The organism is Methanolinea sp., assembly GCA_016699325.1.
Classification (GTDB): domain Archaea; phylum Halobacteriota; class Methanomicrobia; order Methanomicrobiales; family Methanospirillaceae; genus UBA9949.
Window position 1 is genome coordinate 746,410 of the sequence record CP064971.1, and the last position, 25,030, is coordinate 771,439.

A 25,030-nucleotide genomic window follows, 5' to 3' on the forward strand; every position below is an offset into this window, starting at 1 on the left:
CACCTAGTTCCTGAACAATTCAAGCCGCTGTCTGCCCGAAAGCGATATCACCGGGATGCCCTTCCCGAGCAGCGCGTTCCGGAGACCCCGGTCATTGGTCACTACCATGCACCCATGCGTGTTTGCATAATATAGGATCTTCTCATCAACCGACCCGTGATCACCCGGGCTCTCCACCACGGCGCACCGCCCGGCAAGGATGAGCGCGGAACGGGCCGCGGCCCCTTCCTTTCCATGGGAGCATGCAAGTCCGCGGAGTTCTTCGAGCACTTCAGGGAGGATCAATGGTTCGTAGGATCCGATAAGATTTCCCAGCCCTTCGAAGATATCGATCCTGAACTGCACCTGGGCCATCAGGGCGTTGGCATCCAGGAGGACCCCTATTCGGCGAGGGTGCCCATTCCGATCAGTCGCCATCTGGCCCCCAGCTGACGGCTTATGGCGATCCGTGACCCGATCTCCACGCAGACCGGTCGTTTCAGGGTAACCTCGACCAGGTCTTTTTTTGCAGTGGTGACCACGCCTACCGTCACTGCGGTGCCGACCGAGAGCATCAGCGGTTCATTGTGCTTCAGTGGTTCGATGGAGAGCTCGCTGGTGGCGCCAACCACCCGTTCCATGAGGGTGACATGGAACTTCAGGCGGTCCCAGACCGGCGGAAGTGCTCCGACATGTCCGACGACCTGGCCGGCCAGGGCATCGCTCTTGGTCAGGGCCGGGTCGAGTTTCGTGCCGATGCCGAGCAGTCCTCCGGGAGATGCTTCGGCGACTTTCTTGAGCCCCACGTTTATGGTGGTGATCCTGGTGGTGATCGGTTCCCACCGGATCTTGTTCTCGGCCTGGACCTGTCGTCCGGGACGGATCTCGATATCATCGCCTTCCCTGAGAACCCCCCGTACCAGGGACCCTCCGATGACCCCGCCCTTGACCTCCCGCCAGCTCGTTCCCGGCTTGTTGATGTCAAAGGACCGGGCGACCAGCATGACCGGGGCGGCGTCCGGGTCCCGGGCCGGTTCGGGGATCGTGGCATCGAGGGCCTCGATGAGGGCTCCGATGTTGACCTGTTTCTGGGCCGATACCGGGATGACCGGCGCATGTTCTGCGATCGTTCCTTTCACGAATGCTTTGATCTGCTGGTAGTGCTTCAGGGCGTCCTTCTGGGAGACCACGTCGATCTTGTTCTGGACGATGACGATGTTTTTTATCCCGACGAGCTCGAGCGCCATCAGGTGCTCCTTGGTCTGCGGCTGCGGGCAGGGCTCGTTGGCGGCGATCACCAGCATCGCCCCGTCCATGAGCGCCGAACCCGAGAGCATGGTGGCCATCAGCGTCTCGTGCCCGGGAGCGTCGACAAAGGAGATCGACCGGAAGGGGACCGGTTTTCCGCCGCAGGCCGGGCATTCGGGCTTCGTGGTATAGGCATCCGGGCCGCTGCACTGCTCACACCGGTAGAACGTCGCATCGGCGTACCCGAGGCGGATCGAGATGCCCCGTTTTATCTCCTCGCTGTGGCGATCCGTCCACGCTTCGGTCATCCCGTAGACGAGCGTCGTCTTGCCGTGGTCAACGTGGCCGACGACCCCGATGTTGACGCTTGGAATGGTAGCATCCCGCAAATGCGATCGAACCTCCTTATACGATTATAAATGACTATACTTATACAAACCGGTCATGGGCCGGGAACCCGGGCCGTCTGTGCGCTCCCCTTCCGGGTCATCATGCTTCCCAGGCCGTCCGGTAACACTCCGTATGCTGCATCCTGCGCAAAGGTTAAAACGACAGTATGAGAAGATCTCCATATCCGAGGTTGACTACATGACCGTTGATACTGAATTATCCCGGATAGGAATATCGCTTCCAAAGAACCTGCTTGACAAATTCGACGAGATCATAACCTACCGGGGATACTCGTCCCGGTCGGAGGGGATCCGGGATGCCATCCGCAGCTACATCACCTACTACAAGTGGATGTCGGACGTGACCGGAGAGCGACAGGGGGTCATCACCATGATCTATGACCACGGGCAGCGCGGGCTGCTCTCCACGCTCACCGATATCCAGCACGAGTTCATGGAGATCATCCAGGCCATGCTCCATTCCCACGTCACCCATGATCGCTGCCTGGAGATCATCCTGGTGCGCGGGGAGGGCTCGGACCTGAAGACCCTGGCGGAGCGCCTGATGTCGCAAAAAGGGGTCGAAACGGTGAAGCTTACCACCATCCCGCTCAGCGATTAGCCGCCGCCTTCACAGCTCTGGTCGATGTTGGCGATCGCCTCCTGGAACCCGACCCCCGAGAGGAACTCCATCTCCTTTTTCACCTGTTTGTAATCCAGTTCCCGGTCCCTTTTCTGAGGCTCCCTCATCGGGGAGGCCACTGCGATCAGCTGGTCTGCCCGGTACAGGAGCCCGGTTGTATCGATCTCGGCAAACAGGCCACCCTTCATCTGTTCGATCCTGGTCACCGTGCCCGCGGTGCCGGTCCTCGGGTAGCGGACCTGCATGCCGACCGCGATCTCATCGGCGTTCATAGTTACCAATGGATGGTAAAGATACTATAAAGGTATTCTCCCGCCCATATCCCATCTGATGAGGTATACGCTCCAACGCGTACAGAAACACTATTTTGACGGGACCCACCGGGTGAAGTCTCCCGAGGAAACGCTCTCAATCGTCGAACCGCTCATGGGCAGGGTCGGGGTCGAGGAGGTCCGGGACATCACCGGCGTTGACCGGGTGGGCATTCCCTGTTTCACCGCATTCCGTCCCCGTGCCGCACGGGGCGGTGTGCGGTACCACGCCGGGAAGGGAAAGGACCCGGTCCAGGCCAGGGTATCCTCCCTTATGGAGGCCGTTGAGCGGTACAGCGGCGAGTACCACGGGGATGCCATGGAGTTTGCGTCCTACGAGGAGATCGGTGTGCACCGGGCCATCGATCCCGAAGACCTGGTGCTCCCGCGACCCCTGGGACAGGGCGAGAGACTTCACTGGAGCCCGGCCTACGACCTGCTCAATGACGAGGAGGTCTTCGTCCCGAGCAATGCGGTCTTTCACCCCTACGATACCCTGGGCATGACCATGCCCCTCTTTGCGAGCGATACCAACGGCCTTGCCAGCGGGAATGTCATCGAAGAGGCGATCCTGCACGCCATCCTCGAAGTGATGGAGCGGGATGCCATGAGCATGGCCGAGCAGGCCCGCTGTATGGGGACCCGGGTGGAGATCGATATCGACTGCCCGGCACGGGAGGTGAGGGACCGGTTCGAGTCCTGCGGGATCGCGGTTTACCTCTGGCTGGTGGAGGGGAGGACAGGCATCCCCACCATCGCTGCAGCCGGTGACGACACGGTGGCCCGGGACCCGGGGCTCCTGGTGATGGGATCGGGTACCCACCCGGACCCGGCCATCGCCGCCCTGCGGGCCCTGACCGAACTTGCCCAGAGCCGGGCTTCTCACCTGCACGGGGGCCGCGAGAACCCGGGCCGCACGCAACTGCTCGAGAAGGCAGGGTACGAACGTTTCAGGCGGATCAACCGGGAGTGGTTTGCCGATGGTGTCCCGGTCCCGCTTTCATCGATCGGGAACCGTTCGACCCCGTTCATCGACGAGGATATACGGGTGGTGCTCGAGGAGCTCCGGCCGCACGTGGAGCGGGTCTGCATCTGTGACCTGTCCCGGACCGAGATCCCGGTGGTGCGGGTAATCGTTCCCGGCCTCGAGGTCTCCCACGTGAACCGGGAGCGGGTGCGGAGGAGGGGGGCCGGTATGCACGACCGGACCCGGTAACGACCCGGTGGTTCCCGCGGACCCTGTCCGGGCACCTCAAATCATCACTTTTTCGAGCTGGGCAACGGTCCGCAGTGTGCTTTCGCGGGGTGTCCCGGAGGGCATCTTTACCGGCTCGTCATGGAGGGCCCCGAAGATCTCGGCCACGGCCTCACCGAGCGATGGGCCGTACCCGCCTTCCAGGACCAGTGCCAGGGGCTGGTCGACCGCCTCCATCAGGATCCTCGTCAGCACCCTGAAGTCCTGGGGGGCAAGCCTCATCCCGTTCATGGGATCGTCACCGAGCGTGTCCTGCCCGGCGGAGATGATCAGGAGATCGGGCTTGAAATGGCCCAGCGCTTCGGCAAAAACACGGGTGAACAGGCAGGCATAGTCATCGATCCCGCAGCCCTGCTGGAGGGGGGCATTCAGGGTGAACCCCATGCCCCTCCCCTCCCCTATCTCGTCGATCCAGCCGGTGCCGGGGAATGCATTCCTCATATGGACCGAGCAGAACAATACCCGGTCGCTCTTGTAGAATATCTTCTGGGTCCCGTTGCCGTGGTGGAGGTCCCAGTCGAGGATGGCGACCCGGTCGACCTGTTCCAGGGCCCATGCCGCGGCCACCGCGGCGTTGTTGAAGAGGCAAAAACCCATGGCCCGGTCCGGCTCGGCGTGGTGGCCGGGGGGGCGGACAAGGGCAAAGCAGTGCTCTCCGTCTAAAGCCCGCTCGGCGGCCAGGATCGATGAGCCCGCTGCCAGCAGCGCGGTCTCAAAGGATCCCTTGTTGACGTAGGTGTCCATGTCGATGTAGTGGATGCCGTCAAAAGAGCTGAAGTACTCGATCATCCTGATGTGGCCCCGGTGGTGCACCCGCTCGAGGTCGGCAAACGAGGCCGTGACCGGCCTTATGTGACTGATGTAGTCCGGGAGGCAGGAGATCACCCTGCGGATACGCTCCGGGTTTTCCCGGTGGATGTCGAGTTCGTGGACGGTGAATTCCTCGCCAAAAATTGCCGAGCACCGGGAGGTCATGTCCTTACGGGACCGCTGCCCCGCCCATAACTGCCGCTTCGCTGACGGCGACCTCCCGGCCGGTCCCGGTGATGCGGTACTTTCCGGCAGCCCTGACATCGTAGGGGTTGCCCTCGGTAGAGTAGGGCACCACGAATTCGCCGTTCACGCTCTCCGCCTGCCAGGTGAACTGCCTGCCGGTGTTGGTAACCAGCGGCAGCTCGATGATGCCCTCCCCTTTGATCCGGGCACCGGGCACGTACTCGAAGACCTTGACGTACTTGAGATCCACCGGGGCCTTCCCGCCGAACACGTTGGATGGAGATTCATGGACCAGCCGGTAATGCTGGAGGGCCGGCAGGGTTACGGTCGGCTGGACAATGACCGGGCTTACGACCGCTGCATGGTGTCCTTCCGGTGGGTGGGCATTATACTGGTCAGCTGCAGCATGGGCCTGCGAGGCTTCCATCACCTGGGCGTTCGTGACGATGGGGTACGATGTGCCCTGGGACGTGGTGTACTCGATGTAGTAGACCTGCCCGGGCAGGGTGAACGACCCGTCAAAGTTGTGGAGCCTGGAGATGGTGGTGCGGAAGTACTCGCCGGTGTACATCGTCATCGGCTGGAAGTTCCGCGGGTTTGCCGGGTCCACGGGGACGAGATAGACGGGCTGGTAGGGCCGCTGTCCGACCGATGCATTGTACCAGGTGGCCATCGCCCAGAACTTGCCGGTGTCCATCTCGATGTCGGTCATGACGTAGCGGGTGCCCTTGAGATCCGCGATACGGTTGGTCTCTTCTTCCGACTGGGACATGAAAAAGTCTGCCGATCCATTCGGCGTAATACCTGACTGGAACGGGTTGGCGTTAGGGATACGCCTGGCAACGTAGGTGATCAGGTGGCCATAGTCCCACCAGGACATGACGCCGTATGCGGTGTCGGGATAGGTGAAGGTCTCCCGGTCGTAGATGGCGAAGTAGTCGACTCCAGTATCCGGTGTCGATGTGTTCATCCACTCCAGGGATTCACGCCAGTCCTGGTTCATCCTGATGGCCCCCGAAGATGCGACCGCGTACTGCGTGGCAGATGATGTCACCACAAAGATGACCGCACAGGCACAGATGATCCCGGTGACAAGAATGGTTGCATAGTTGACTTTCGGCTTCGGAGAGGTTTTTTGCCTGGACTTTTTGGCAGCAGCATCAGCTTTCTTCTTCTTCACCGATCCCTTCTCTTCCTTCGGCTCTTCTTTTGGCCCTTTTACTGCGGCACGTTTTCCCATTGCCTTGATGTCCGGCCAGGCGTATTCGAGGGCGGCTCCGACACAGATCCCTCCCAGCACCGCCACGTTCGCAGCAAGGTAGTACTCGTAACGGACCTCCCGGAAGGCAGCGATGATGATGAATACTGTCCAGACCAGGACAAAGATGTGTTCCGGACGGTATTGCTTCCAGTTCTTATAGAGGAGGATGAGGATTCCCCCGATCATCAGGAGAAGACCTAGGTTGAAGACCTGCCATGCCTCGGCAAGAGTCCAGGGGCGGGCCTCCTGGATGGTGATGGCATAGGGGTGAAATCCAAAGAAGGCTTTCAGGCCATCAATGAACGAGGCAAAAAGGTCAGGAAGGATGACCATCGCGGCTGCAAACGTGAGCGTCAACAACACGATAACCGCGACAGGGAAGAGGGCACGACTTTTTTTCCTGCAATATTCTGAGAGGAGATAGAGAACACCTGTTCCTGCTATAACAGCGATGTAGGCAAGTATCTGTCCGGGAGAATAGAGAAACAGCTCCAGCCCCGTTCCCGGAATCCTTAAAGCACCTATGGCAAGGGCGGCTAATCCGAACACCACGGAATTCAGGAGCAGTATTCCGGCTCCGGATATATCGTACCATGTATCGATGATGAATATGACAATCGTGAATACTGAAACGATAACGCCATAGAGTATGATGGTCGGCATCACGAGGATCCCGAGGATGTAGGCAAATCCGGCGATGGATGCCGATATCAATGGCATCTTCAGGGTGCTCCTGTTGCTGAAATCAACCGGATGTTTCCGGATAGTAACCAGCGCACAGGTATAAGCAAGAATAAAGATGGTGCTGAACAGGACTTCGGCCACGTGGTGGTCCAGGTAGCCGGCAAGAGATCTGAAAAAGAACTGGCCCCCGATGAATGCTATGAAGACCGCCCCGAAAATTCCGGCCTTCCAGTTCCATATTTTTCGTGAAAGTGCAAACGTGACCGGGACCATGAGTGCTGCAAGCAGGGGGGGCACCCACAGTGCTGCCTCGATAATCTCGGTCCTTGTCGAAGCTCCGGTAATCAAACTCACTGTGGCGGTCATCCAGATAAAGAGGGGGCCCCAGGGCACGGTCTGGCCCGTGGGAAAAAGCGTCATTGCTTCATACCATGCATATGACGGGAAATTGGCCAGCACCTGCTCCGTCTGCCGGAGATTATACATGGGATCATCGCTACCAACGATGTTGAGGATATCGGTTGTCCCGAGGTTCACGACAGGAAGTCCCCTGATATAGAGAACCACGAGGAACAGGACGAGCAGAATGCCGATGGTAATAAGGGTGTTTTTTTCCTTGATCTTTCCCAGAATATCCATTGTATCAACCAGATAACAGGATATCGAAATGAACTGCAATAATGATTTGGTAACTGTTGTCCTCGCAGGAGAATCCGGGAACACAAGTCCCGGTATTGTAGAATTTCCCTGTTTTTTAGTGGAATGCGATTCCTGTTCACACCAGGTTTACACTCCGGAAAAGAAATGATTAATTCAATTCCCCTCCATGCAGTACTGTGCCCGTTTTAATACAATATTTCGCCCGCTTAATGTCCATTGAACCAATACGGCGGCAGGCACTCATCTCTTTTGCCAAACTCATCATCCTCACGCTCCTTGGATATATTGCAACCATGTACTTCGCCCATGTGCTCGGGCCGGGAGTGCTTGGCTCATATTACCTTTTTCTTGCCTATTACGGAGTCTTTTCATTGATAGGTGATGGTGGTTTTGGCGGTGCGGCAACCAAGCGTATCAGCGAGGGACATGAACCGAACCAGTTTTTCTCGGCCTACATTGTTCTTCGGGTTATCCTGCTGGCCGTCTCCGTGATTTCCCTGCTGGCAATCTCCTCACAGCTTACCGATTTTGTCACATCCGGTTTGCTGCCGCTCCTGATCCTTGCCCTCATCACCGGCACTATTGCCGGGTTCTCCTCTACCGGAGTATACGGTGCCGGAAAAGTGGGTGTGGTCCAGACAAGCGATTTCCTGAACAACAGTGTGAAAACCATCGTCCAGATTATTGCCACCTATCTTGGATATGCCGCATATGGCCTTGCAGGAGGTTTTATTATCGGCATGTTCGTCGGGCTCGTGATTAATTTTCGCTATCTCCCGTTAAAACTGGCCAGGTTCGGAAAGGACCATTTAAAAAGTTTATTTTCATTCTCATTCTGGATTTTTCTCACCTCCAGCGGGTTTCTTGTCTTTTCCACCGCAGATACCATTCTCATCGGCCACTTCCTGACAAATGCTGACGTGGGCATTTACCGGATTGCATACCAGTTATCAGGTGTCGCTCTTTTCACATGCATGGCGCTCAATGTAGTCCTCTTCCCAAGAATGAGTCGCTGGGGTGTTGAAGGGGATCTTGCCGGTATCAAGAATGCATTGTCCAGAGCGTTTTCGTTCTCCTTGCTTTTCGCCCTACCGGTTCTTATCGGAGGACTCGTTCTTTCGGACCGGCTTCTTTTCTTCCTGTACGGGGCTGATTTTGAGCAGGGTTCTCTTGCTTTGATCATCCTCCTCATCATGCAGATTTTTGGAATATTTGTAACCCTCCAGATTACCTGCCTGAATGCCCTGGATTATCCCCGGAAATCGTTCGTGGCCACTTCATGTGCGGCGATCATCAATATCATTCTCAATTTATTCTTTATTCCTCTGCTTGGAATCACCGGAGCGGCGCTGGCAACACTGATATCAGTGTCGTTGAACGCCCTGCTTTCTTACCTATATCTCTCGCAGACAATCCCGATCCTGGTTGAACGTGGTCCATTGCGGAATATTTTGTTTTCAGCCCTCTGCATGGGGGTTTGCGTTGGAGTATACCGGCTCGTATTTGACCTGACCTCAGTGGTGTCACTTGCTGGGGTTATTCTCATTGGAGCTGCCTTGTATTTCTTAATATTATTGCGACTCGACAGCCATCTCAAGCAGGAACTGGTTGGTTTTTTACAGATATTTGGTCTGCAGTGATCTCTTCCATAGTTCTTGTTTCACGCTGTATGAATCATCCACCCGTATGAAGGGTAAAGGCCCCTGGCCGGCTGCATCTGCCCTGCCAGGTAGAACCATCCAGCCTGCATGAAGAGTAAACCCTTGTTTGGCTTCGTGAGTCACCCTATGCCGGCACTGGAGAGCAGGGATTTCCATTTTCTTGCAACCTGGTCCCATCTGAGCTCTTCAGGGGCTTCATACCGTTTACCCAGGTCCTGAAAGACCTGGACGAGAGCATTTGCTATTGCTGCCGGATCTTCCGGAGGCACGAAAAACACCCCGGGATACGAACCAAGGCTTTCGATCATACCTCCCGTATGGGAAGCGACGACGGGGATGCCGTATGACATGGCAATGTGGCAGACTGCGCAGGGATCGTGTGCTTCTTTTGTGTACGGCCCGACGAAAACATCTGATGCTGAATAGAAGAGGGCGACTTCTTCATCAGATATGTACCGGTCAACCACCGTGATCCGGCCGGAGTCCGGAGAGGACCGTGCCATTGCAACAGATTCCTGATCCTCCCAGGCTTCTCCGACGATACAAAGGCGTGAGTTCGTCCTCACATCGTCCGGCAATTGCTCGAATCCTTCGATGAGGTAGCGGACTCCCTTGAATTTTCTCAGGAGCCCGAAAAAGAGGATGACATATTCCTCCCGTATCCCTAACCTTCTACGTGCTTCATCTGTCTTTATCGATGCGTACTGGTCATACAGCCCATGGGGGATGATCGCGACTTCTTCAGGCAGAATGCCATACCGTTTTACGATGAGATCGCGGTCATAGAGGGTGTGTGCAACGTAACCATCAGCGAGTTCGCGTACCATCCTCCCGGTTATCCTAGCATACATACGCAGGGGGAGGGTGGCATCCTCCAGTGGATCTACCGGTTCATGAAAATCAATCACGGTAAACACCCTTTTCCTGGTGAGAACCTGGAGAAAAAGGTACATGTGGGCGACGCTCGATGTCCACCAGGGAATGATGAGAACCTCTGCCTTCCTGGCAATGGCATATGCCCGCATCCAGGTCAACGGGTTGTACCAATCCAGAATTTCAGCAACTCCAACCGCCGGCAGAAACTTTTCATCGGTCCTGATCCTCCCTACCCGTTTCCATCCCGGGAAGAGCTTCAGGGGAAGCATATGCCGGAAGAGCAGCGCGTCTATCTGTCCAATGCCTGCCAGGGCATTGGCAAGGCGAATAGTAAAATAGGTGATCCCGGAGAGGAAGCGAGTCGATGGACCCATGATAACGATGCACACTTCCTTTCCAGGTGGTGTGGTACCATGGTGATCGGGGACGTTCTCATTCACGTCAAGCCGCTCCGAGATGTATAACCATTGCCAGGGACCGTCCCTGTCTTGGGGACGTGGGCTCCGGGCTGGTATTTCCTCACGGCAACCGGGTAGAGAGCCGTGAACAATGGAGAATAGTTATCCCGCGGTGATGTAAAAGTATTATGCCTTCCCGAACGGGCACCAGTGGTAACAGCCCAGCAGGACCCCCACACCTGCCGTCGAAGGAGAGAGGAGAATGATCCGCTTCTTCCCGCTGTAGCGTGCAAGGAGATCCCCCGTCCCGGGCTCGATCAGGCCGTCTCCCACCACAAGGATGACATCGGCCTGGTCAGGGTCGGTCACCATGTCTACGAACCGGGCCCGGACATTCTGGGCCATGCCGACCGGGTAGATCCTCTGCCCGCCGATCTCTCTCATGAGCCCCTCGTGGCACTCCCGGTGAGCCGCGGGATCGCAGGCCTTTAGTCTCCGTGAAAGGCAGAAGAACCCGGCGGCAACATTGATTATAGCGCAGGCAGCGGCCCGCTGCGGAAGCTTCCCGAGCACTGCGCCGAACATGAACCCAATCCTGGTCCTGGCGGTGATCGGCTCCATGGTCACAAAATGTGCGGAACGGCCGCCGTAGGTTGCCTTGAGGCATGCTCCCTTCTCGTACTGGCAGACGATCGTGTCGGGATCGGTCTCTATGGTGACAATCCCTTCTTCCGATCCGGACCCCTGGATCCGGTGTTCCAGCTGGCTCACAGCCCGCGTAATAAGGTCCATTCAGTCTCCTAACGGGTTTGTCCCCTCTTCAAACAGGATTACCCGGCACGGTGCGCCGTCTCCACCCCGGAGCCGGAGCGGGAGGGCCACCATCCGGTACACCCCTTCTTCCACGTCCGATAGATCGAGGAGCTCGATTATAACGATGCCCTGTGAAAGGAGGATTCGGTGAACCTCGCCGCTCCCGCCGTGCCTTTCGATAGAGGGAGCGTCCGTCCCTACACAGGCAACTCCCTCCCTGGCCAGGTAGTGTGCCGCATCCGGAGAGAGGGCCGGGAACTGTTCGTCAAACTCCTGCTTTCCCGAGAACGAGGTTTTGATCAGGATCTTGTCGGCTCCCCCTGTTTTCTTTCCGAGCTCCCGGGCGGTTATCATACCACCAGACCCCGGGCAATCGATGACCCGGCACCTCCCCATGAGCGCTGCAAACGGGATCGCATCGACGGTCCGGCCGGATGCAAGGTAGTGTGCAGGGGCATCGATGTGGGTCCCGGAGTGGGAACTCATCACCATCTCCGTGGTTCGGTACTGCCCGTTATCCTCCTGGCGGAACCGGGGGACGGTATCGCCCGGGTACACGATGATTCCCGGAGCAAGGGGCCGGGTGATATCGTAGATCCTGGTCATTCCGGCCATCCCTGCTGTCCCAGGAGCGGGACAAAGACCACCCCTCCGAAATGCTCCCTGTCGATCGTGTTATCCCGTTTCGTGCACCGGACCAGTTCCTGCAGGTCGCGCGAGCCCACAGGGGCCACCAGGCGTCCCCCCTCGGCCAGCTGTTCAAGGAGCGGCGGAGGGACCCGGGGGGCAGCAGCGGTGACGAGGATCGCATCGTAGGGGGCCCGTTCGGGATACCCCAGTGTCCCGTCGCCGACCACTACTGTGACATTTCCGATGCCTTCCCGGGATAGGTTCTCCCGTGCCATCCTGGCGATTTCTGGGAGGCGTTCGATGGATATCACTTCCCGTGCCAGGGTCCCGAGTATGGCGGCCTGGTACCCGCTCCCGCACCCGATCTCCAGTACCCGGTCACCCGGCTGCAGCCGGAGGAGCTCGGTCATGACGGCGACGATGTAGGGCTGGGAGATGGTCTGCCCGCTCCCGATGGGAAGCGGACTGTCGTTGTATGCGGAATCCCTGAAGGAAAGGGGGACAAAGAGGTGGCGGCGGACCGATCGCATGGCGGCGAGGACGCGGCTGTCCTTCACGCCCCGGGCGGCGATCTGCAGGTCGACCATCCTCTGCCGTTCCTGCTCGAAGCGATCTTCGCCGGGCATGGCACTCCTAAAAACCGCTATGCTCCGCTGCATCGATTGCCGCATCGATCTGTTTCTGGAGGACGTCCGGCAGGCCGGTGATCTTCACGTCCAGGAACCCGCGGATGATGGTCGCCGTAGCTTCATCCTCGGAGAGCCCGCGGGACATCAGGTACTCGATCTCGTCCCGGGCGATCTTTCCCACGGCCGCTTCGTGGGAGAGCTCGGTGTCGACCACGTCCCCCTTGATCTCCGGGATGGCATGGATCACCCCGTCCCTGAGGATCAGGCCCTTGCACTCGATATGCCCCCGGGTGTTGCGCACCTGGCCCTCGATCATGCCCCGCGAGACTATGTACCCTCCCGTGGTTATCGCCCGGGTGAGGAGCTCGGCGCTCGCCCCTTCGGCAAGGAGGTGGGCGACCGAACCCAGATCCATGTACGACCCGGACGTTGATACCACGATGCTGCTGAACCGGCCGACCGAGTTTTTCCCTTTCAGGTACGCGACCGGGGACATCTGGATCCTCTTCACCGGCTGCATGCAGACGTAGTTTGAGAGGAATGCCCCGTTCTCCTCGACCACCGAGGCCGACCTGGGAAAGACGCTGATCTCATCACCCCAGTTATGGATCATGGTGGACGTGACGTGAGCGTTCCTGCCGATGTAAAACTCCGTCACGCCGAGGTGGGAGCCGGTCTTTGCATAGGAGGCGCTGGCACACCCTGAGATGATGTGGAGCTCGGCACCTTCTTCAGCGATCACGATGTTGTGGACATGCTGGACGTTGCTTCGTGCCAGGAAAAGGCAGGCCTGGAGCGGGTACACGGTCCTGCTCCCCTTGCGGGCGATGACCACGAACCCGTTCGGCTCGGGCTGGCCGGCGACATACCGGGTGTACTGGTCCTTGTCCCGGGGGACGAGCTTCCAGGAGTACTCCTGGAGCCAGTCGTACTTCTCCAGGGCGTCGGCGATGGCCAGGACTTCGATCCCTTTCTCGAGCGATGCCGCCTGCTTGATGTCCTGGTCTACCTGGAAGAAGCTCCCGGACCGGTTCTTCAGGTCGACTTCAAGCCCGGTCTGGGCCAGCCGTTCCTGGTCCTGCTCCGAGAGGTCTGCCATCCGGTCTATATCTTCTGACATACGAGGCACTCCTTGTATCCCGAGGTCTTGATCACCTTCAGGATCTCCCGCGGGTTGCCATGGCACCGGAACACCCCGTCGCACATCACGTGCCCGAAATCGGCATCAAGGTAGTCCAGGATGTAGCCGGTGTGGGTGATCACAAGACCGCTCCTCTTCCGGTTCACGATATGGACGTCCTTGTCAAGGAGCCTGGCGATGGCGTTTCCTATCAGGGAGATGTTCTCAAGGTCGACCCCGCTCTCCGGTTCATCCAGCATGACGAAGTCCGGTTTCTGGACCATCAGCTGTAGGACTTCGCTTCGCTTGATCTCGCCGCCCGAGAACCCCTGGTTGATGGCACGGTCAAGGAGGGCATCCATGCGGAGGTAGGCTGCCGATTCGCCCACCATTTGAGTATTGCCGCCGGAAGTGACCTGTAGGAGTTTTCCCAGCTTCAGCCCGGCTATGGTTGGGGGGCGCTGGAACTGCATTCCCATCCCGAGGTGTGCCCGCTCATGGATGGGCAGGTGGGTGATGTCCTGTCCCTTGAAGGTGATGCTTCCCTCGGTCACCTCGAGCCCGGCAAACCCCATGATGGTGCGAAGCAGGGTGGTCTTCCCTGAACCGTTCGGTCCCATCAGCACGTGGGTCTCTCCCACCCCGATGTGGAGGTTGATGTCGTGGAGCACCTCCCGGTCTCCTATCTTCACACTGAGATCTTCAATATCCAGCATCCCGGTTCACCATACAATATATCCGCCCGCGGGATTAAACGGTTTTCACCTTCCCATACCGTCCCGGGGAAGTATTAATGATGGCGGTGGGTTAATACCTCATGAAATGCCCAGGAAGGCACGGATTGAGAAGATCCCGGACAAAGCCGGGAAGGCCCGCATCCGGGGCGGGACACAGGGTGCACGTTCTGCAGTCTCCCTGTCCGAGCCTGACGGGATACAGGAGTATGTCAACCGGGTCATCTGCGGCGATGCCGGGGAGGTCCTGCACCGTTTCCCTGACAACTGCATCGATATCATCGTGACCTCCCCGCCCTACAACTTCGGCCATTCCTACGCGAGCGACCCGCACGACGATACCCAGGACTGGAACACCTACTTCTCCACGCTGCAGGGCATCTGGAAGGAGTGCGTGCGGGTCCTCAAGCCGGGGGGGAGGATGGCGGTCAACATCCAGCCCCTCTTCTCCGACTACATCCCCACCCACCACCTGGTCTCGAACCAGCTCCTGGCCCTTGGCCTGCTCTGGAAGGCGGAGATCCTGTGGGAGAAGAACAACTACAATGCCAAGTACACGGCCTGGGGGAGCTGGAAATCACCGTCCATGCCCTACCTCAAGTACACCTGGGAGTTCATCGAGGTCTTTGACAAGGAGACTCATAAGAAGGCAGGGAGGCGGGAGGATATCGATATTACCGACGAGGAGTTCAAGGAGTGGGTGATCGGGCGCTGGACGGTTCCTCCCGAGACCCGGATGCGGGACTTCGGCCATCCCGCGATGTTTCCCGAGGAGATCCCCCGCCGGCTCCTCAGGCTGTTCTCCTACCGAAACGACCTCGTCCTCGACCCGTTCAACGGGGTGGGCACCACCACCCTCGCCGCCTGGAAAAACGGCCGGCGGTTCATCGGGATCGATGTCGATTCCGGGTACTGCCGGGAAGCCCTGTCGCGGATCCGGCAGTCCGGTGTTCCTGCAGGGACCATGCGGGAACCGGGACTAATCGTTCCCGGGGACTGAGCCGGGCCCTTCCGCAGATCACCGTCGCAGGTAGCCGGGGAGGTCCGCGATGGAGTCGAGGATGGCCGATGGCTGGCATGGAGCACGGGCCAGCGCCTCTTCCCGGAACTTCCCGGTCCTCACCAGGATGCCGGAGAGCCCGCAGGCCATGGCACCGCAGATGTCGGTCACCACGTCGTCCCCGATCATGGCCGCCTCCGTGGGTCCTGCCCCCATTGACGCGAGCGCCTCCATGAAGAAGTGCGGCGAGGGTTTGCCCATGACCCGTGCCTCCTTCCCGCTTGCAAACTCGAGCGCGGCAACGAACGGGCCTGCCGAGAGCGTCATGCCATCCGCTCCCATCCAGGAACGGTCTTTTTCGAGGGCAACGAGCCCGGCCCCGCCCAGCAGGAGGCGGAACGCTTCGTTCAGCGATCGGTACGTGAACCGGTCGCCCGCATCACCGACGACAACCGTTCCAGCGGTGACCGGGTCGCTGGCGATGCCGGCAAGGCCGGCAATCTCATCGGCCACTTCCATGGTGGTAAGGAACAGTGCCGACTGCGGCCGGTCCCCGGCCAGGTACGCGGCGGCTGCAGCGGCCGGGGTGAAGATATGCTCTTCGGGGATGGAAAACCCCATGGATGCCAGCCGGGAGACGATCGAGCGGCGCGATCTGCGGGTGGTGTTCGAGACGAACCGGAACGGGTATCCCTGGTCTTCGAGATAGCGGATGGCGTTTCGGGCGCCGGGGACTGCGGCCTCACCGATGTAAAGGACGCCGTCCAGATCGATCAGGAGGGCTTCGATGGCCATTTACCTCCCCCGATGAAGTGTTCTGCAATGCAGCGGCAGAGCCGGTTGCTCTCCCGGATATACCGTCCTGTGTCGGCGGCAATCCCGTCCCGGCCGGTGGTCCATGCCCTGACCATGGCCCGGGTCACTTCGATATGGAACTGGACACCCAGCGCCGAGCCCATGATGAAGCCCTGGTTCTCCACCCGCTCTCCGCGGCAGATGAGCCGTGCCCCGGGAGGGAGGTCGAAGGATTCGTCGTGCCACTGGAAGACGACCGTTTCACGCGGGACACCGGGGAGGGTTTCGGTCCAGCGGACCGGTCTCCAGCCAACTTCCTTTTCACACCGGAACACCCGGGCACCGCATGCCGAGGCGATCATCTGCGCACCGAGGCAGATACCAAGGACCGGGCGGGAAGCGGCGATCATCTCCCGGATGATTCGTTTCTCCTCTGCCAGGAACGGGTAGCCGGCTTCATCGTTCACGCTCATCTCGCCGCCAAGGACGATGAGGTGGGAGAGCTGCCGGTAGGGTACCGCGCCGTCCTCCCAGAGGTCAAATACCCGGAACGGTCTCCCGGATGCTTCCAGCACCTCCTCGAGGAAGCCGGGCGGTTCATCGCTCCCATGCCTGAAGATGCCGATCATCGTAACCCAGGGATGATCGGGTGCGCGACCAATTGGCTCTTTCGTGCCGCTCACTTTCGCAACGCACACCCCGGGACTAATATCCAGGGAAGCGAGAGCAGGTTATCCGCGCATGGAGTCTGGCCCCGCTCTTTCTTCCGCAGGCAGGATGTGGCGTTCCCGAATCGACGAGGCACACGACTATTCCATCATCCGGAACGATACGGTGTTCCGGACCAGTCTCCATGCTTCCTGGGTCTATGAATCGCAGCACGAGGCTGCCCGGGAACACCTGGCATCCCTCCTCTCATCCCACGAAGGGCAGGGTCTCGATGATATCTTCAGGGGAGAGGAGCAGGAGACCACCGAAGGGGCCTGCTACTGTATCCGTTCCGAAGAGCACCTCGCCCTCGGCTGCCAGGACCGCCGGGCGCTGCGGGACCTCCTGCTCTCCGATCTCCAGCTGGTCCGCGGCATCGGGGCCAGAACCGAGCAGCGGCTGAAGGCCAGGGGCTACCGGACCATTGCCGACCTGGTCCGTCACCAGCGGTTCGGCAAGGCGGCAGCCCGGAGCCTCCGGATCCTCTCCGGGGACGGGATACCGGAGATCGAGGGCCTGGTAACGCGGTGGCATTCCCCGTCGCACCAGAACGCGTTTTTGACCTCGGGGCTCTACCACCCCTCCGACCTGCTGTTCATCGACCTCGAGACCATGGGGCTCTTCTCGCGCCCTATCATCCTCTTCGGGCTGGCCGGGGTGCAGGGCGATACCCTGCATATCGCCCAGTACCTGCTCCGGGGAATCGAGGAGGAGCTTCCCTCCCTTTCCGTTGTCCGCGAGGTGCTGGCAGAGGACCGGGTCATCGTCTCCTTCAATGGCAAGGCGTTCGATGTGCCCTGCCTTCTGGAGCGTTCCGCTTTCTACGGCCGGCCGGCCGGGATAAAAAACCCGCACTACGATCTCCTGCACGTGGCCCGGAGCCGGTGGCGGGACCGGCTCCCGGACTGCCGCCTGGGGACGCTCGAGCGCCACCTGTTCGGGGTCTGCCGGGAGTGTGATGTCCCGGGGGCCATGGTCCCCGAGTTCTACGAGGCCTACCTGGCCACCGGCAACCCGGGGCCCCTTGTTCCCATCGTTTCCCACAACCGCCAGGATATCGTATCGCTTGCCCGGCTCTTCGCCCTGTTCAGGAATGGTGAGCCATGACCGTCGCCACGTTTCTTGCCGCGCTCGAGCAACAGGCCCGCGCTATTGCGGAGATCCGTTCCTTCCCGGGGCGGGCAGGTGTCTACGGGGAGGTGGAACTCCCGCCCCCGCTCCGGGACTATCTTGACCACCGGGGGATACGGCCCTACTCGCACCAGGCAGATGCGTATACTGCCTTCCGGAACGGTGAACACCTGGTGCTGACCACCCGGACAGCCTCGGGGAAGACCCTGGCCTTCCTCCTCCCGGTACTCGACCGGCTGTGGCGCGATCCCGCCGCGACCGCCCTCGTTCTCTACCCCACAAAGGCGCTTGCCAACGACCAGCTCGCCACGTTTGACCAGATCTGCAGAAAGACCGGCATTTCCGCCTCCCCGGCCATCTACGACGGCGACACTCCCCGTGACCGGCGCCCGCGGATCCGGCAGGTGTCCAGGATCGTACTCTCGAACCCCCACGAGCTCCACCAGGTCCTCCCCTGGCACCACCAGTGGTCGCGGTTCTTCTCCGGCCTTTCCTGCGTGGTAATCGACGAGGCGCACCGCTACCGGGGAGTCACTGGGTCCCACGTGGCATTCCTCATCCGGAGGTTGCGCCGTATCTGCGCCCGGTACGGGTCGGACCCACGGTTCATCGTCGCGAGCGCAACCCTCGCCAACCCCGCCGAGTTCGCCGGGAACCTCTGCGGAGTGCCGTTCCGGACCGTTGCAGGGGATGGCGCCCCGCAGGGACCGCGCCGGTTCGTCCTCTACAACCCGTTCTCCGGCGGGGTCAGGGCGGGGTCGTTCCACCGCGATGCGGCCGGCATCCTGGTGGAGTGCATCCGCCACCGGCTCCAGACCCTGACCTTCACCGGGTCGCGGAAGATGACCGAGCTCGTCGCCCTGTGGGCACGGGAAGGTGTGGTCCGGGAGCGGGTTGGGGAGGCCGGCCAGGTCGCCGCGTACCGGGCGGGGTACCTCCCGGAAGAACGCCGGGAGATCGAACAGCGGTTCAAGTCCGGCTCCCTTGCCGGGGTTGTCTCGACGAATGCCCTCGAGCTTGGGATCGACATAGGCTCGCTCGACGGAGTTATCCTTGCCGGTTACCCGGGGACGATGATGGCCACCTGGCAGCAGGCCGGGAGGGCAGGGAGGAGGGGGGAGGAGTCGGTGGCCGTCCTGGTCGCCAGCCCGAATCCCCTTGACCAGTACTTCATGCGCCACCCGGACCTGTTCTTTGGCTCCCCACACGAGAGCGCCATTGTGGATCTCGAAAATCCGTACATCTTCTCCGGCCAGCTCCTATGTGCTGCCGCGGAACTTCCCCTAGTTGGTTCTGACTCGGTTTACTTTGGACCCCGGTTTTCGGAATTTGCCGATGCGCTCTTTGCCGAACACCTTGTTAGCGGGACTCCGCGGGGGCTCGTGTACTCCGGGAGCCGGCGGCCGCACGAGCTTGTGGGGTTTTTTGGGATCTCCCGCGACTCGTTCCGGGTCGTCCTGGACGGGCGGACGCTTGAGACCATGGACCGCGGCCAGGCCTTCCGGGAAGCCCACCAGGGAGCGGTCCTCCTCCACCAGGGCGAGCAGTACCTGGTGGATTCCATGGACCTCGCCCATGGGATCGTCCGGGTCCATCCATCGGACGTCGATTATTATACGCGACCGCTGAAGTCCGTTGATATTGCCGTGCAACAGGTCCGGGAGTCGCGCCTGGCTGGCGGCTTCACCCTCTCGTTCGGCGATGTCGAGGTGAGCGAGCATTACTATGCCTATCGAATCATCCGCAACGATGCCCTCCTCGGCATCGAGCCGCTCGACCTGCCCCTGCTCCGGTTTTCAACGAAGGCCGTCTGGTTCACGCCGCCGGAAGGCCTGGAGGACGAGGTCCGGGCCACCGGTGCCGACCCTGACGGAGGGCTGCATGGTACCGAGCATGCCCTGATCGCCATGATGCCGTTCCACGTGCTGTGCGACCGGTGGGACCTCGGCGGGCTCTCGGTCCCTGCCCACCCGGCGACCGGGGGTCCAGCGGTCTTCGTGTATGACGGCCACGAAGGCGGGATCGGGCTTTCCGAGAAGGCCTACCGCATCTTCGGGGACCTGGCCCGGCACACCTTCGCCCTGGTGAGCGAGTGTCCCTGCAGGGAGGGTTGCCCGGCGTGCATCTACTCTCCCAGGTGCGGGAACGACAACCAGCCGCTCGACAAGGAGGGGACGGTCCTCATCCTCGGTGCGCTGTGCAGGGCATTTGGAGAGGGGGACCAGGCCTCCCCGGGTATTCCGGAACCGGGGGGTATCTGAAATACCCCTGATCCAGCCTCCGTTTGAACGGGAGTGTTGGTTCCACCGGAAACAGTGTTCACGCGTCCGGAAAAATGCGTTAATCTCCGTTGTTTTTGGATGATGCCTCTTTTTCCTGCTCAAAAAATATGCTCTTTACCCTCGCCCCATGGAGGGGGTAAAACAGGCTTATGCAGCCCTGGCGGCGGTGGCTTTTACCGGCTGGGCGGCTCCTGTGAAGGTCTTTGTAAAGAGCGTTTAAAATGAGTACTTTCCTGAAATAAAAGAGATTTGAATAGATCCTGTCTTTTTAAAGGGTGGACCCGGGAGAAGTTCACGCCTTCTCTTTCAGCACGCAGATCGAGGCCGGTTCCCTGACCAGCAGGGCGAGGCTCTCGGTGATCGAGAACTCGAGGGCGTCCCCGGCCGGGCCGATGAACCCGGTGGTCATGTCCTGGCCGATCACGATGGATGCATACTGCTTCCCGGTGGCGATCAGGACGCCGCCGGTCTTCAGGGCCGGGGCCTTGAAGATCCCGTCGGTAGCGATGGTCCGCAGGTGCTCGAGCTCGGTTCCCATCCCCTGCATGTGCCTCCGGTACAGGAGGTTGAACCGGGCCGGGGCGAGGGCGAGGGCATAGGGTCCGTGGTAACCGGCCTCGTCGAGGGTGATCATGGCCTGGATGATATCGTCGGCGGCTTTCCCGACCGTGCTCCACGAGGCGAGCTTCTGGCTGTTTGCCCCCGCCACGGTGAGGAGGCCGGGTGTTCCGGGGGCTCCCTCGAAGATGATGGAGTCTTCCATCTGGGCGACACCGACCGCTGCGTCAGCGACCGGTGAGGCCGGGAACGGAAGCCCGTTCTGCTCGAAGGCGAGCAGGTCGCGCACCCCAAGCGAGAAGGTGGTGCTGATCAGGTGCACGGGCACGAACTGACTGACCAGCATGCACTCCGATACCGAACAGTCCTCGAGGGGTACGGCCTTGAGCCCGAGCCCGTACGGGCCTTCGATGTGAAGGAGGCGCCGGCCGGTAAGCACGGTCTTTGCGGCCTGCACCATGGTGGTGTCCAGGTAGTCCCAGGTCTCCGGCGTGATCGGGGCATCCTCCCGCCCCAGGTATTTCGTCTCCATGGTTTCCTCACCCCTTCAGCGACCCGATGGTCTTTGGCTTGTCTGCCGCTGCAGGGGTGTCCCCGGCAGCCTGGGCGCCGGCCATCTTTGCGATCTCGGCCTCGACTTCGGCTGCGCCCTCGGCGTACCAGTGTTCTTCGTCCGGTGCCAGCTCCTTCAGCAGCCTGAGGAATTCCCCGGCATGGACGCGTTCTTCATCGGCGATGTCGAGCAGCACTTCCTTTGCCAGCTGGTTGTCGATCGACTCGGCGAGCTGGGTATAGATCGAGATAGCCTCGTACTCGTCAACGATCATGAGCCGGATGGCCCTGATAAGCTCGCTGTGCGTGAGCTTCCGGGGGCTGGCGTTTCCATAAAATGCATGAGCGAATTCAGCCATTGTAACACTCTCCCAAGGGTTTCCAGGGGAGAACCCTTCCAGCGATAATTCTCCCTTTCTGTCTATTTATATATGTGGTTGCGGGTCCCATCACCGGCAGGCGATGATTTGGCGCTTCCCCATCCCACCTTCTCTGCCTTTGCCAGGAATCGGTCCCTGGGGCCTCCATACCCGGCTGCACCGGTTCCATGTGCCGGGCACCGCAGGCTCCCGCCAACGATACCCCGGGGATCCCACGTGGGCCCCGGACCTGTTGCAAAGTGCCCGGCTAATCCCCCTGGCCCGTGGTGAACCAAGAGGGGGGCCCTGGTGTTGAGGCGGGCCATTGTCTCCACCTTTGGCCGACCCCTTCGGGTCTTTATCCCATGGCGCAGTGGTATGGCTGGATGACAACCCTATCCTTCAGCAATCACAGCAATCCTTCAGCAATCCCCAGCAACCTGCTGCACAATTCGAAAACCAGCCTGCGGGCTCTGATCCGGAAAATAATACCTATAATAAAAAATAATTCTTAGTTCAGATCAATCCCCAGCAAATCCCAGCATACACAGAACACTGGATCAGCAGAATGTCCTGGTGCGCACTGACTGTGTGAACCCAAATTTGCTGAAATGCTGGGGGACACGATCCGGGAAACCGTGGAAAGGCTTTTGTTTCATAATCCATCCCGAAATTGTGCCCGGATCAATCCCCCGGAAAATCGTGATCCTGCTGAAGGACTGCTGCAATGCTGCAGGAAACCGGAAGACCGCTCACCTGGGTTTCCTATAAAACGAGGACAAGCCCGATCGACACGATATTGCTGTGGATGACCTTGCCGTACTCCATGTCCCTGCAGGGGATGGTCGAGAGCTCCCATCCTACCTTTTTTGCGGTAGCAAAGACATCGATCCCCGATGCTTCCATGCTCGGGCGCACCAGGTCCATGTGCCGGCACTTCCTCCGCAGGCTCTCGTCGACGACCCCTTCGCACTGCTCGGCCACGCACTCCTCGCAGAAGATACACGGGTAGCCGCCGAACCCGAACGCCTTGTAGAACCCGTCGTAGAAGGCGGTCTTCTCGATGAAGTGGACGGTGGTGTTCACCCAGAGGATCAGGTCTGTGTAAAAATGGTGGAAGTCCTCGGGGATGTCGTCCGGCCCGAAGGAGGGGTGACCGGGGACGCCGTCGAAGCGGAGGAGGAGGCCGGTCTCGTATTCCCCTACCATGGCCCGGGTCTCGGCCGGTGTCGGGGCATACGGGGGGCATCCGAAGTGCTTGGCGTATCCCTTGCACCCGAACCGGCACTTGAACCGGACCCAGTTGGAGACGACGACCTCGGATGCAGGGATGGGCCTGGCCTGAGCGCCTTTTGAGGTGGCGAGGGTGGTGAGTTTTTCCAGTTCGGGAGCGATGTTCACAGGTGAATTCCTCTATGCAAAAGATATCGGCACAGCAATATAGTTATTTGGCATTTGAGCCCATAGGACTTTGACTTCTCCTAATCCCCCGTCTCTCATTCACGTTTGGTACTTCTTTGCTTCGCGGACAAAAGACTCAAGACCATATAAGAATTATGGCGGTAGATCACCCTCTCTATAAATTATATGATAGGAATTGGAAATATTTATTTAGTGTAACACTCTACACCACATTGTCGGCTGGCAGAGACCAGTACCACGGCATAGACCGTGCCCGACCACTCCGGTAAAACCGGTGATGGAGGCAGAGAATGTTTCCTAAATTGATGAGCGTAGTAGTTAACGGCAAACGATATAGGACCGATGCCGCATTCCTCCTCGCATCAGATGCGTATTGGGATGGTAGAAACTGGGAACGAAAAGGGCGGAATATTTTCCTGTTTAAAACAATGAAAGGAAATTATTTCGCCCAATATCAGACCAAACGGCGAGGCGAACAGGACTATCTGAAGCCATTGTCTCAAGGGGAAGCTATCGAACTCTTCGAACATCTTCCAAAAAAAGAAGTAGAGTTTTCAGTGGCTTTCCCTGATGTGATTATCGAGGATGCGTGATCCCTATGTCGCGGTATTATCGGCATTGGGATACGCGGAGAACGTATAGAAATAACCAACATCATGAAGGAAATCTTCGCATTGCAATGATTTTGGGTGTAATATTAGTTGGAGCGTTCATTTTTATTTATCACGGGAGCGGGCTTTTCCTGCAACCCCCCGGGCTCTCTCAATCACCTCCTTCAAATATTGCAGTAACTGTTCAAATAGAGAAGGACCCTGTGTATCATACGATAAACGCATTATTTTCGGGAGGAAAAGGGCAGGTTGTTACGGATTATTGTATTGTGAGGGTTACTCGATCAGACGGCCGGATTATTTCAAAGCAATTAGAGCCAGTAAAATTGGCAGAAGTTCAAATTCAAGGAACAGAAAGCTCTGATAGAGTTGAGGTTTTTGTCGTTTATCTATCCGGTAATTCCTACAAAATTTATGACAGTTATCTCCCGAATCGGAAATACTACGATGGAGGTGTGTGAGCAATGGCGTATCGAAGAAAAACAGTAAGAGGGGATTATAATCACCTAATGGGCGGGGATGGGCGTTCCCGTCCGTCCGGAGAGAAATACGGTGATTGGTTAATTGGCCGAGGGGAACGAACTTCGAGGAGGAGAAGAAGGGATGATGATTGGGGTTGGCTGTTCTAGCCCCTCGTCTTTCCTTTACTGTTTTCAATCGGAGATTGGGTGAAAATATGCCAAGAAATAATTGTCAACGAATTGAGAGCATCATCTATTCCTTAACGAATAAATCAAGAAATAAGCAAGGAATTAGAAAATATCGTTATAGTAAAAATTTGTCGAATTATGCGAGGGATCATAGTAAACGGATGGCTAATGCACGAGATATCTTTCATGATTCCAATGCGGGATTTGAAAATGTTGCCTATATTTTCAATCCTGGATCTTCTGATCAACAAATTGCATCACAATTTCATCGTCAATGGATGAAGAGCTCGGGTCATAGGAGTAACATCCTGAATACTACCAATGATATTATCGGTATTGGTGTTGTTCGACGGGGCTCTCATTTCTATGCGACCCAAAGATTTTCTCAATCTGGGATAGCAACCAATTTCTCTTATTCGGTTTTTGATTCCATCTACGACTCAATTGTGCGTCCTATTGATAAGATTCTGTTTGGATGATTTGAAAATTGAATTTTTTCACACAACAACTCGTTACAAGGGATAGTGTAAGGAAAGTTCTGTAAATTCCGAGACGCCGTATCCTAATGAATTGAAACAAGGAGAACGGGGTCATGAATCTCTTTGACTCAAAATCTTGTAACCTTTCGGGGTTATCACAAATGAATTGGTAATATGTTGGAAAGAGAGCATAATC

At 58.6% G+C, this 25,030-nt stretch carries 25 protein-coding genes; 9 read left to right on the forward strand and 16 right to left on the reverse strand.

What is annotated here, in order from left to right; genetic code table 11:
• Positions 1 to 3 precede the first annotated feature (3 nt).
• Entirely contained in the window at positions 4 to 417 is a 414-nt protein-coding gene (locus IPI71_03975; GenBank protein ID QQR71666.1) for a nucleotide-binding protein, read from the reverse strand.
• Positions 381 to 1,616, reverse strand: coding sequence for a translation initiation factor IF-2 subunit gamma (locus tag IPI71_03980; protein ID QQR71667.1), 1,236 nt, complete (start codon positions 1,614 to 1,616; stop codon positions 381 to 383). Before IPI71_03980 ends, IPI71_03975 begins: the two co-directional genes overlap by 37 nt.
• Before the next feature lie 199 nt (positions 1,617 to 1,815).
• Here IPI71_03980 and nikR point away from each other — a divergent pair, with 199 nt between their 5' ends.
• Complete coding sequence (gene nikR, locus IPI71_03985) at positions 1,816 to 2,238, forward strand: nickel-responsive transcriptional regulator NikR (protein QQR71933.1); 423 nt, start codon at positions 1,816 to 1,818, stop codon at positions 2,236 to 2,238.
• Here the strand turns inward: nikR and IPI71_03990 are convergent.
• Positions 2,235 to 2,531 carry a DUF2098 domain-containing protein gene (locus tag IPI71_03990; GenBank protein QQR71668.1) on the reverse strand — a complete coding sequence of 99 codons (297 nt, stop codon included), beginning with the start codon at positions 2,529 to 2,531 and terminating at the stop codon, positions 2,235 to 2,237. The genes nikR and IPI71_03990 overlap by 4 nt on opposite strands.
• 58 nt (positions 2,532 to 2,589) lie before the next feature.
• On the opposite strand from IPI71_03990, the gene IPI71_03995 reads away from it, so the two are divergent.
• On the forward strand, positions 2,590 to 3,786 hold the full coding sequence (locus tag IPI71_03995; protein ID QQR71669.1) for a YcaO-related McrA-glycine thioamidation protein: 1,197 nt from the start codon (positions 2,590 to 2,592) through the stop codon (positions 3,784 to 3,786).
• A gap of 36 nt (positions 3,787 to 3,822) precedes the next feature.
• Here IPI71_03995 and IPI71_04000 read toward each other — a convergent pair whose 3' ends face one another.
• Together IPI71_04000 and IPI71_04005 are read right to left on the reverse strand one after the other, a co-directional pair.
• Positions 3,823 to 4,800: a histone deacetylase gene (locus tag IPI71_04000; protein QQR71670.1), complete on the reverse strand. Its 978-nt coding sequence runs from the start codon at positions 4,798 to 4,800 to the stop codon at positions 3,823 to 3,825.
• Positions 4,801 to 4,804: 4 nt separating this feature from the next.
• Positions 4,805 to 7,405, reverse strand: a complete 2,601-nt coding sequence (locus tag IPI71_04005; protein QQR71671.1) for an oligosaccharyl transferase, archaeosortase A system-associated — start codon at positions 7,403 to 7,405, stop codon at positions 4,805 to 4,807.
• A 230-nt stretch (positions 7,406 to 7,635) separates the two neighbouring features.
• Between IPI71_04005 and IPI71_04010 the strand changes: the two genes are divergently transcribed.
• Positions 7,636 to 9,066 carry a flippase gene (locus tag IPI71_04010; protein ID QQR71672.1) on the forward strand — a complete coding sequence of 477 codons (1,431 nt, stop codon included), beginning with the start codon at positions 7,636 to 7,638 and terminating at the stop codon, positions 9,064 to 9,066.
• Between the two features lie 140 nt (positions 9,067 to 9,206).
• On the opposite strand, the gene IPI71_04015 is transcribed toward IPI71_04010, so the two are convergent.
• The 6 genes from IPI71_04015 to IPI71_04040 form a co-directional block, all read right to left on the reverse strand.
• On the reverse strand, positions 9,207 to 10,337 hold the full coding sequence (locus IPI71_04015; GenBank protein ID QQR71934.1) for a glycosyltransferase family 4 protein: 1,131 nt from the start codon (positions 10,335 to 10,337) through the stop codon (positions 9,207 to 9,209).
• A 210-nt stretch (positions 10,338 to 10,547) separates the two neighbouring features.
• Entirely contained in the window at positions 10,548 to 11,153 is a 606-nt protein-coding gene (locus IPI71_04020) for a hypothetical protein (GenBank protein ID QQR71673.1), read from the reverse strand.
• Positions 11,154 to 11,780, reverse strand: coding sequence for a cyclase family protein (locus IPI71_04025; protein ID QQR71674.1), 627 nt, complete (start codon positions 11,778 to 11,780; stop codon positions 11,154 to 11,156). It lies immediately after the preceding gene.
• Entirely contained in the window at positions 11,777 to 12,430 is a 654-nt protein-coding gene (locus IPI71_04030; protein QQR71675.1) for a protein-L-isoaspartate(D-aspartate) O-methyltransferase, read from the reverse strand. The genes IPI71_04025 and IPI71_04030 overlap by 4 nt, the downstream gene beginning before the upstream one ends.
• A gap of 7 nt (positions 12,431 to 12,437) precedes the next feature.
• The gene (locus tag IPI71_04035; GenBank protein QQR71676.1) at positions 12,438 to 13,553 is read right to left on the reverse strand and encodes a SufD family Fe-S cluster assembly protein; all 1,116 of its coding nucleotides are present in this window, start codon (positions 13,551 to 13,553) and stop codon (positions 12,438 to 12,440) included.
• Positions 13,538 to 14,269, reverse strand: a complete 732-nt coding sequence (locus IPI71_04040) for an ABC transporter ATP-binding protein (protein ID QQR71677.1) — start codon at positions 14,267 to 14,269, stop codon at positions 13,538 to 13,540. The genes IPI71_04035 and IPI71_04040 overlap by 16 nt, the downstream gene beginning before the upstream one ends.
• Here IPI71_04040 and IPI71_04045 point away from each other — a divergent pair.
• Positions 14,199 to 15,287 carry a site-specific DNA-methyltransferase gene (locus IPI71_04045; protein ID QQR71678.1) on the forward strand — a complete coding sequence of 363 codons (1,089 nt, stop codon included), beginning with the start codon at positions 14,199 to 14,201 and terminating at the stop codon, positions 15,285 to 15,287. The two genes, IPI71_04040 and IPI71_04045, sit on opposite strands and share 71 nt — an antisense overlap.
• An 18-nt stretch (positions 15,288 to 15,305) precedes the next feature.
• Here IPI71_04045 and IPI71_04050 read toward each other — a convergent pair whose 3' ends face one another.
• Positions 15,306 to 16,082: a TIGR01458 family HAD-type hydrolase gene (locus tag IPI71_04050; protein ID QQR71679.1), complete on the reverse strand. Its 777-nt coding sequence runs from the start codon at positions 16,080 to 16,082 to the stop codon at positions 15,306 to 15,308.
• Positions 16,061 to 16,765: a type 1 glutamine amidotransferase gene (locus IPI71_04055; protein QQR71680.1), complete on the reverse strand. Its 705-nt coding sequence runs from the start codon at positions 16,763 to 16,765 to the stop codon at positions 16,061 to 16,063. The genes IPI71_04050 and IPI71_04055 overlap by 22 nt, the downstream gene beginning before the upstream one ends.
• A 58-nt stretch (positions 16,766 to 16,823) precedes the next feature.
• Here IPI71_04055 and IPI71_04060 point away from each other — a divergent pair, with 58 nt between their 5' ends.
• Positions 16,824 to 17,897: a ribonuclease H-like domain-containing protein gene (locus tag IPI71_04060; protein ID QQR71681.1), complete on the forward strand. Its 1,074-nt coding sequence runs from the start codon at positions 16,824 to 16,826 to the stop codon at positions 17,895 to 17,897.
• Positions 17,894 to 20,182, forward strand: coding sequence for a DEAD/DEAH box helicase (locus tag IPI71_04065; GenBank protein ID QQR71682.1), 2,289 nt, complete (start codon positions 17,894 to 17,896; stop codon positions 20,180 to 20,182). Before IPI71_04060 ends, IPI71_04065 begins: the two co-directional genes overlap by 4 nt.
• 313 nt (positions 20,183 to 20,495) lie before the next feature.
• Here IPI71_04065 and IPI71_04070 read toward each other — a convergent pair whose 3' ends face one another.
• The 3 genes from IPI71_04070 to IPI71_04080 all read right to left on the reverse strand — a co-directional run bounded on the left by IPI71_04070 (position 20,496) and on the right by IPI71_04080 (position 23,073).
• The gene (locus IPI71_04070) at positions 20,496 to 21,293 is read right to left on the reverse strand and encodes a bacteriocin family protein (GenBank protein QQR71683.1); all 798 of its coding nucleotides are present in this window, start codon (positions 21,291 to 21,293) and stop codon (positions 20,496 to 20,498) included.
• A gap of 7 nt (positions 21,294 to 21,300) precedes the next feature.
• Positions 21,301 to 21,672: a rubrerythrin gene (locus IPI71_04075; GenBank protein ID QQR71684.1), complete on the reverse strand. Its 372-nt coding sequence runs from the start codon at positions 21,670 to 21,672 to the stop codon at positions 21,301 to 21,303.
• Between the two features lie 765 nt (positions 21,673 to 22,437).
• Positions 22,438 to 23,073, reverse strand: coding sequence for a DUF2284 domain-containing protein (locus IPI71_04080; protein QQR71685.1), 636 nt, complete (start codon positions 23,071 to 23,073; stop codon positions 22,438 to 22,440).
• A gap of 326 nt (positions 23,074 to 23,399) precedes the next feature.
• Here IPI71_04080 and IPI71_04085 point away from each other — a divergent pair, with 326 nt between their 5' ends.
• From IPI71_04085 to IPI71_04095, 3 genes are all read left to right on the forward strand, one after another.
• Complete coding sequence (locus IPI71_04085; protein ID QQR71686.1) at positions 23,400 to 23,687, forward strand: hypothetical protein; 288 nt, start codon at positions 23,400 to 23,402, stop codon at positions 23,685 to 23,687.
• Between the two features lie 86 nt (positions 23,688 to 23,773).
• The gene (locus tag IPI71_04090; GenBank protein ID QQR71687.1) at positions 23,774 to 24,166 is read left to right on the forward strand and encodes a hypothetical protein; all 393 of its coding nucleotides are present in this window, start codon (positions 23,774 to 23,776) and stop codon (positions 24,164 to 24,166) included.
• 155 nt (positions 24,167 to 24,321) lie between these two features.
• On the forward strand, positions 24,322 to 24,834 hold the full coding sequence (locus IPI71_04095) for a CAP domain-containing protein (protein ID QQR71688.1): 513 nt from the start codon (positions 24,322 to 24,324) through the stop codon (positions 24,832 to 24,834).
• Positions 24,835 to 25,030: the final 196 nt, after the last annotated feature.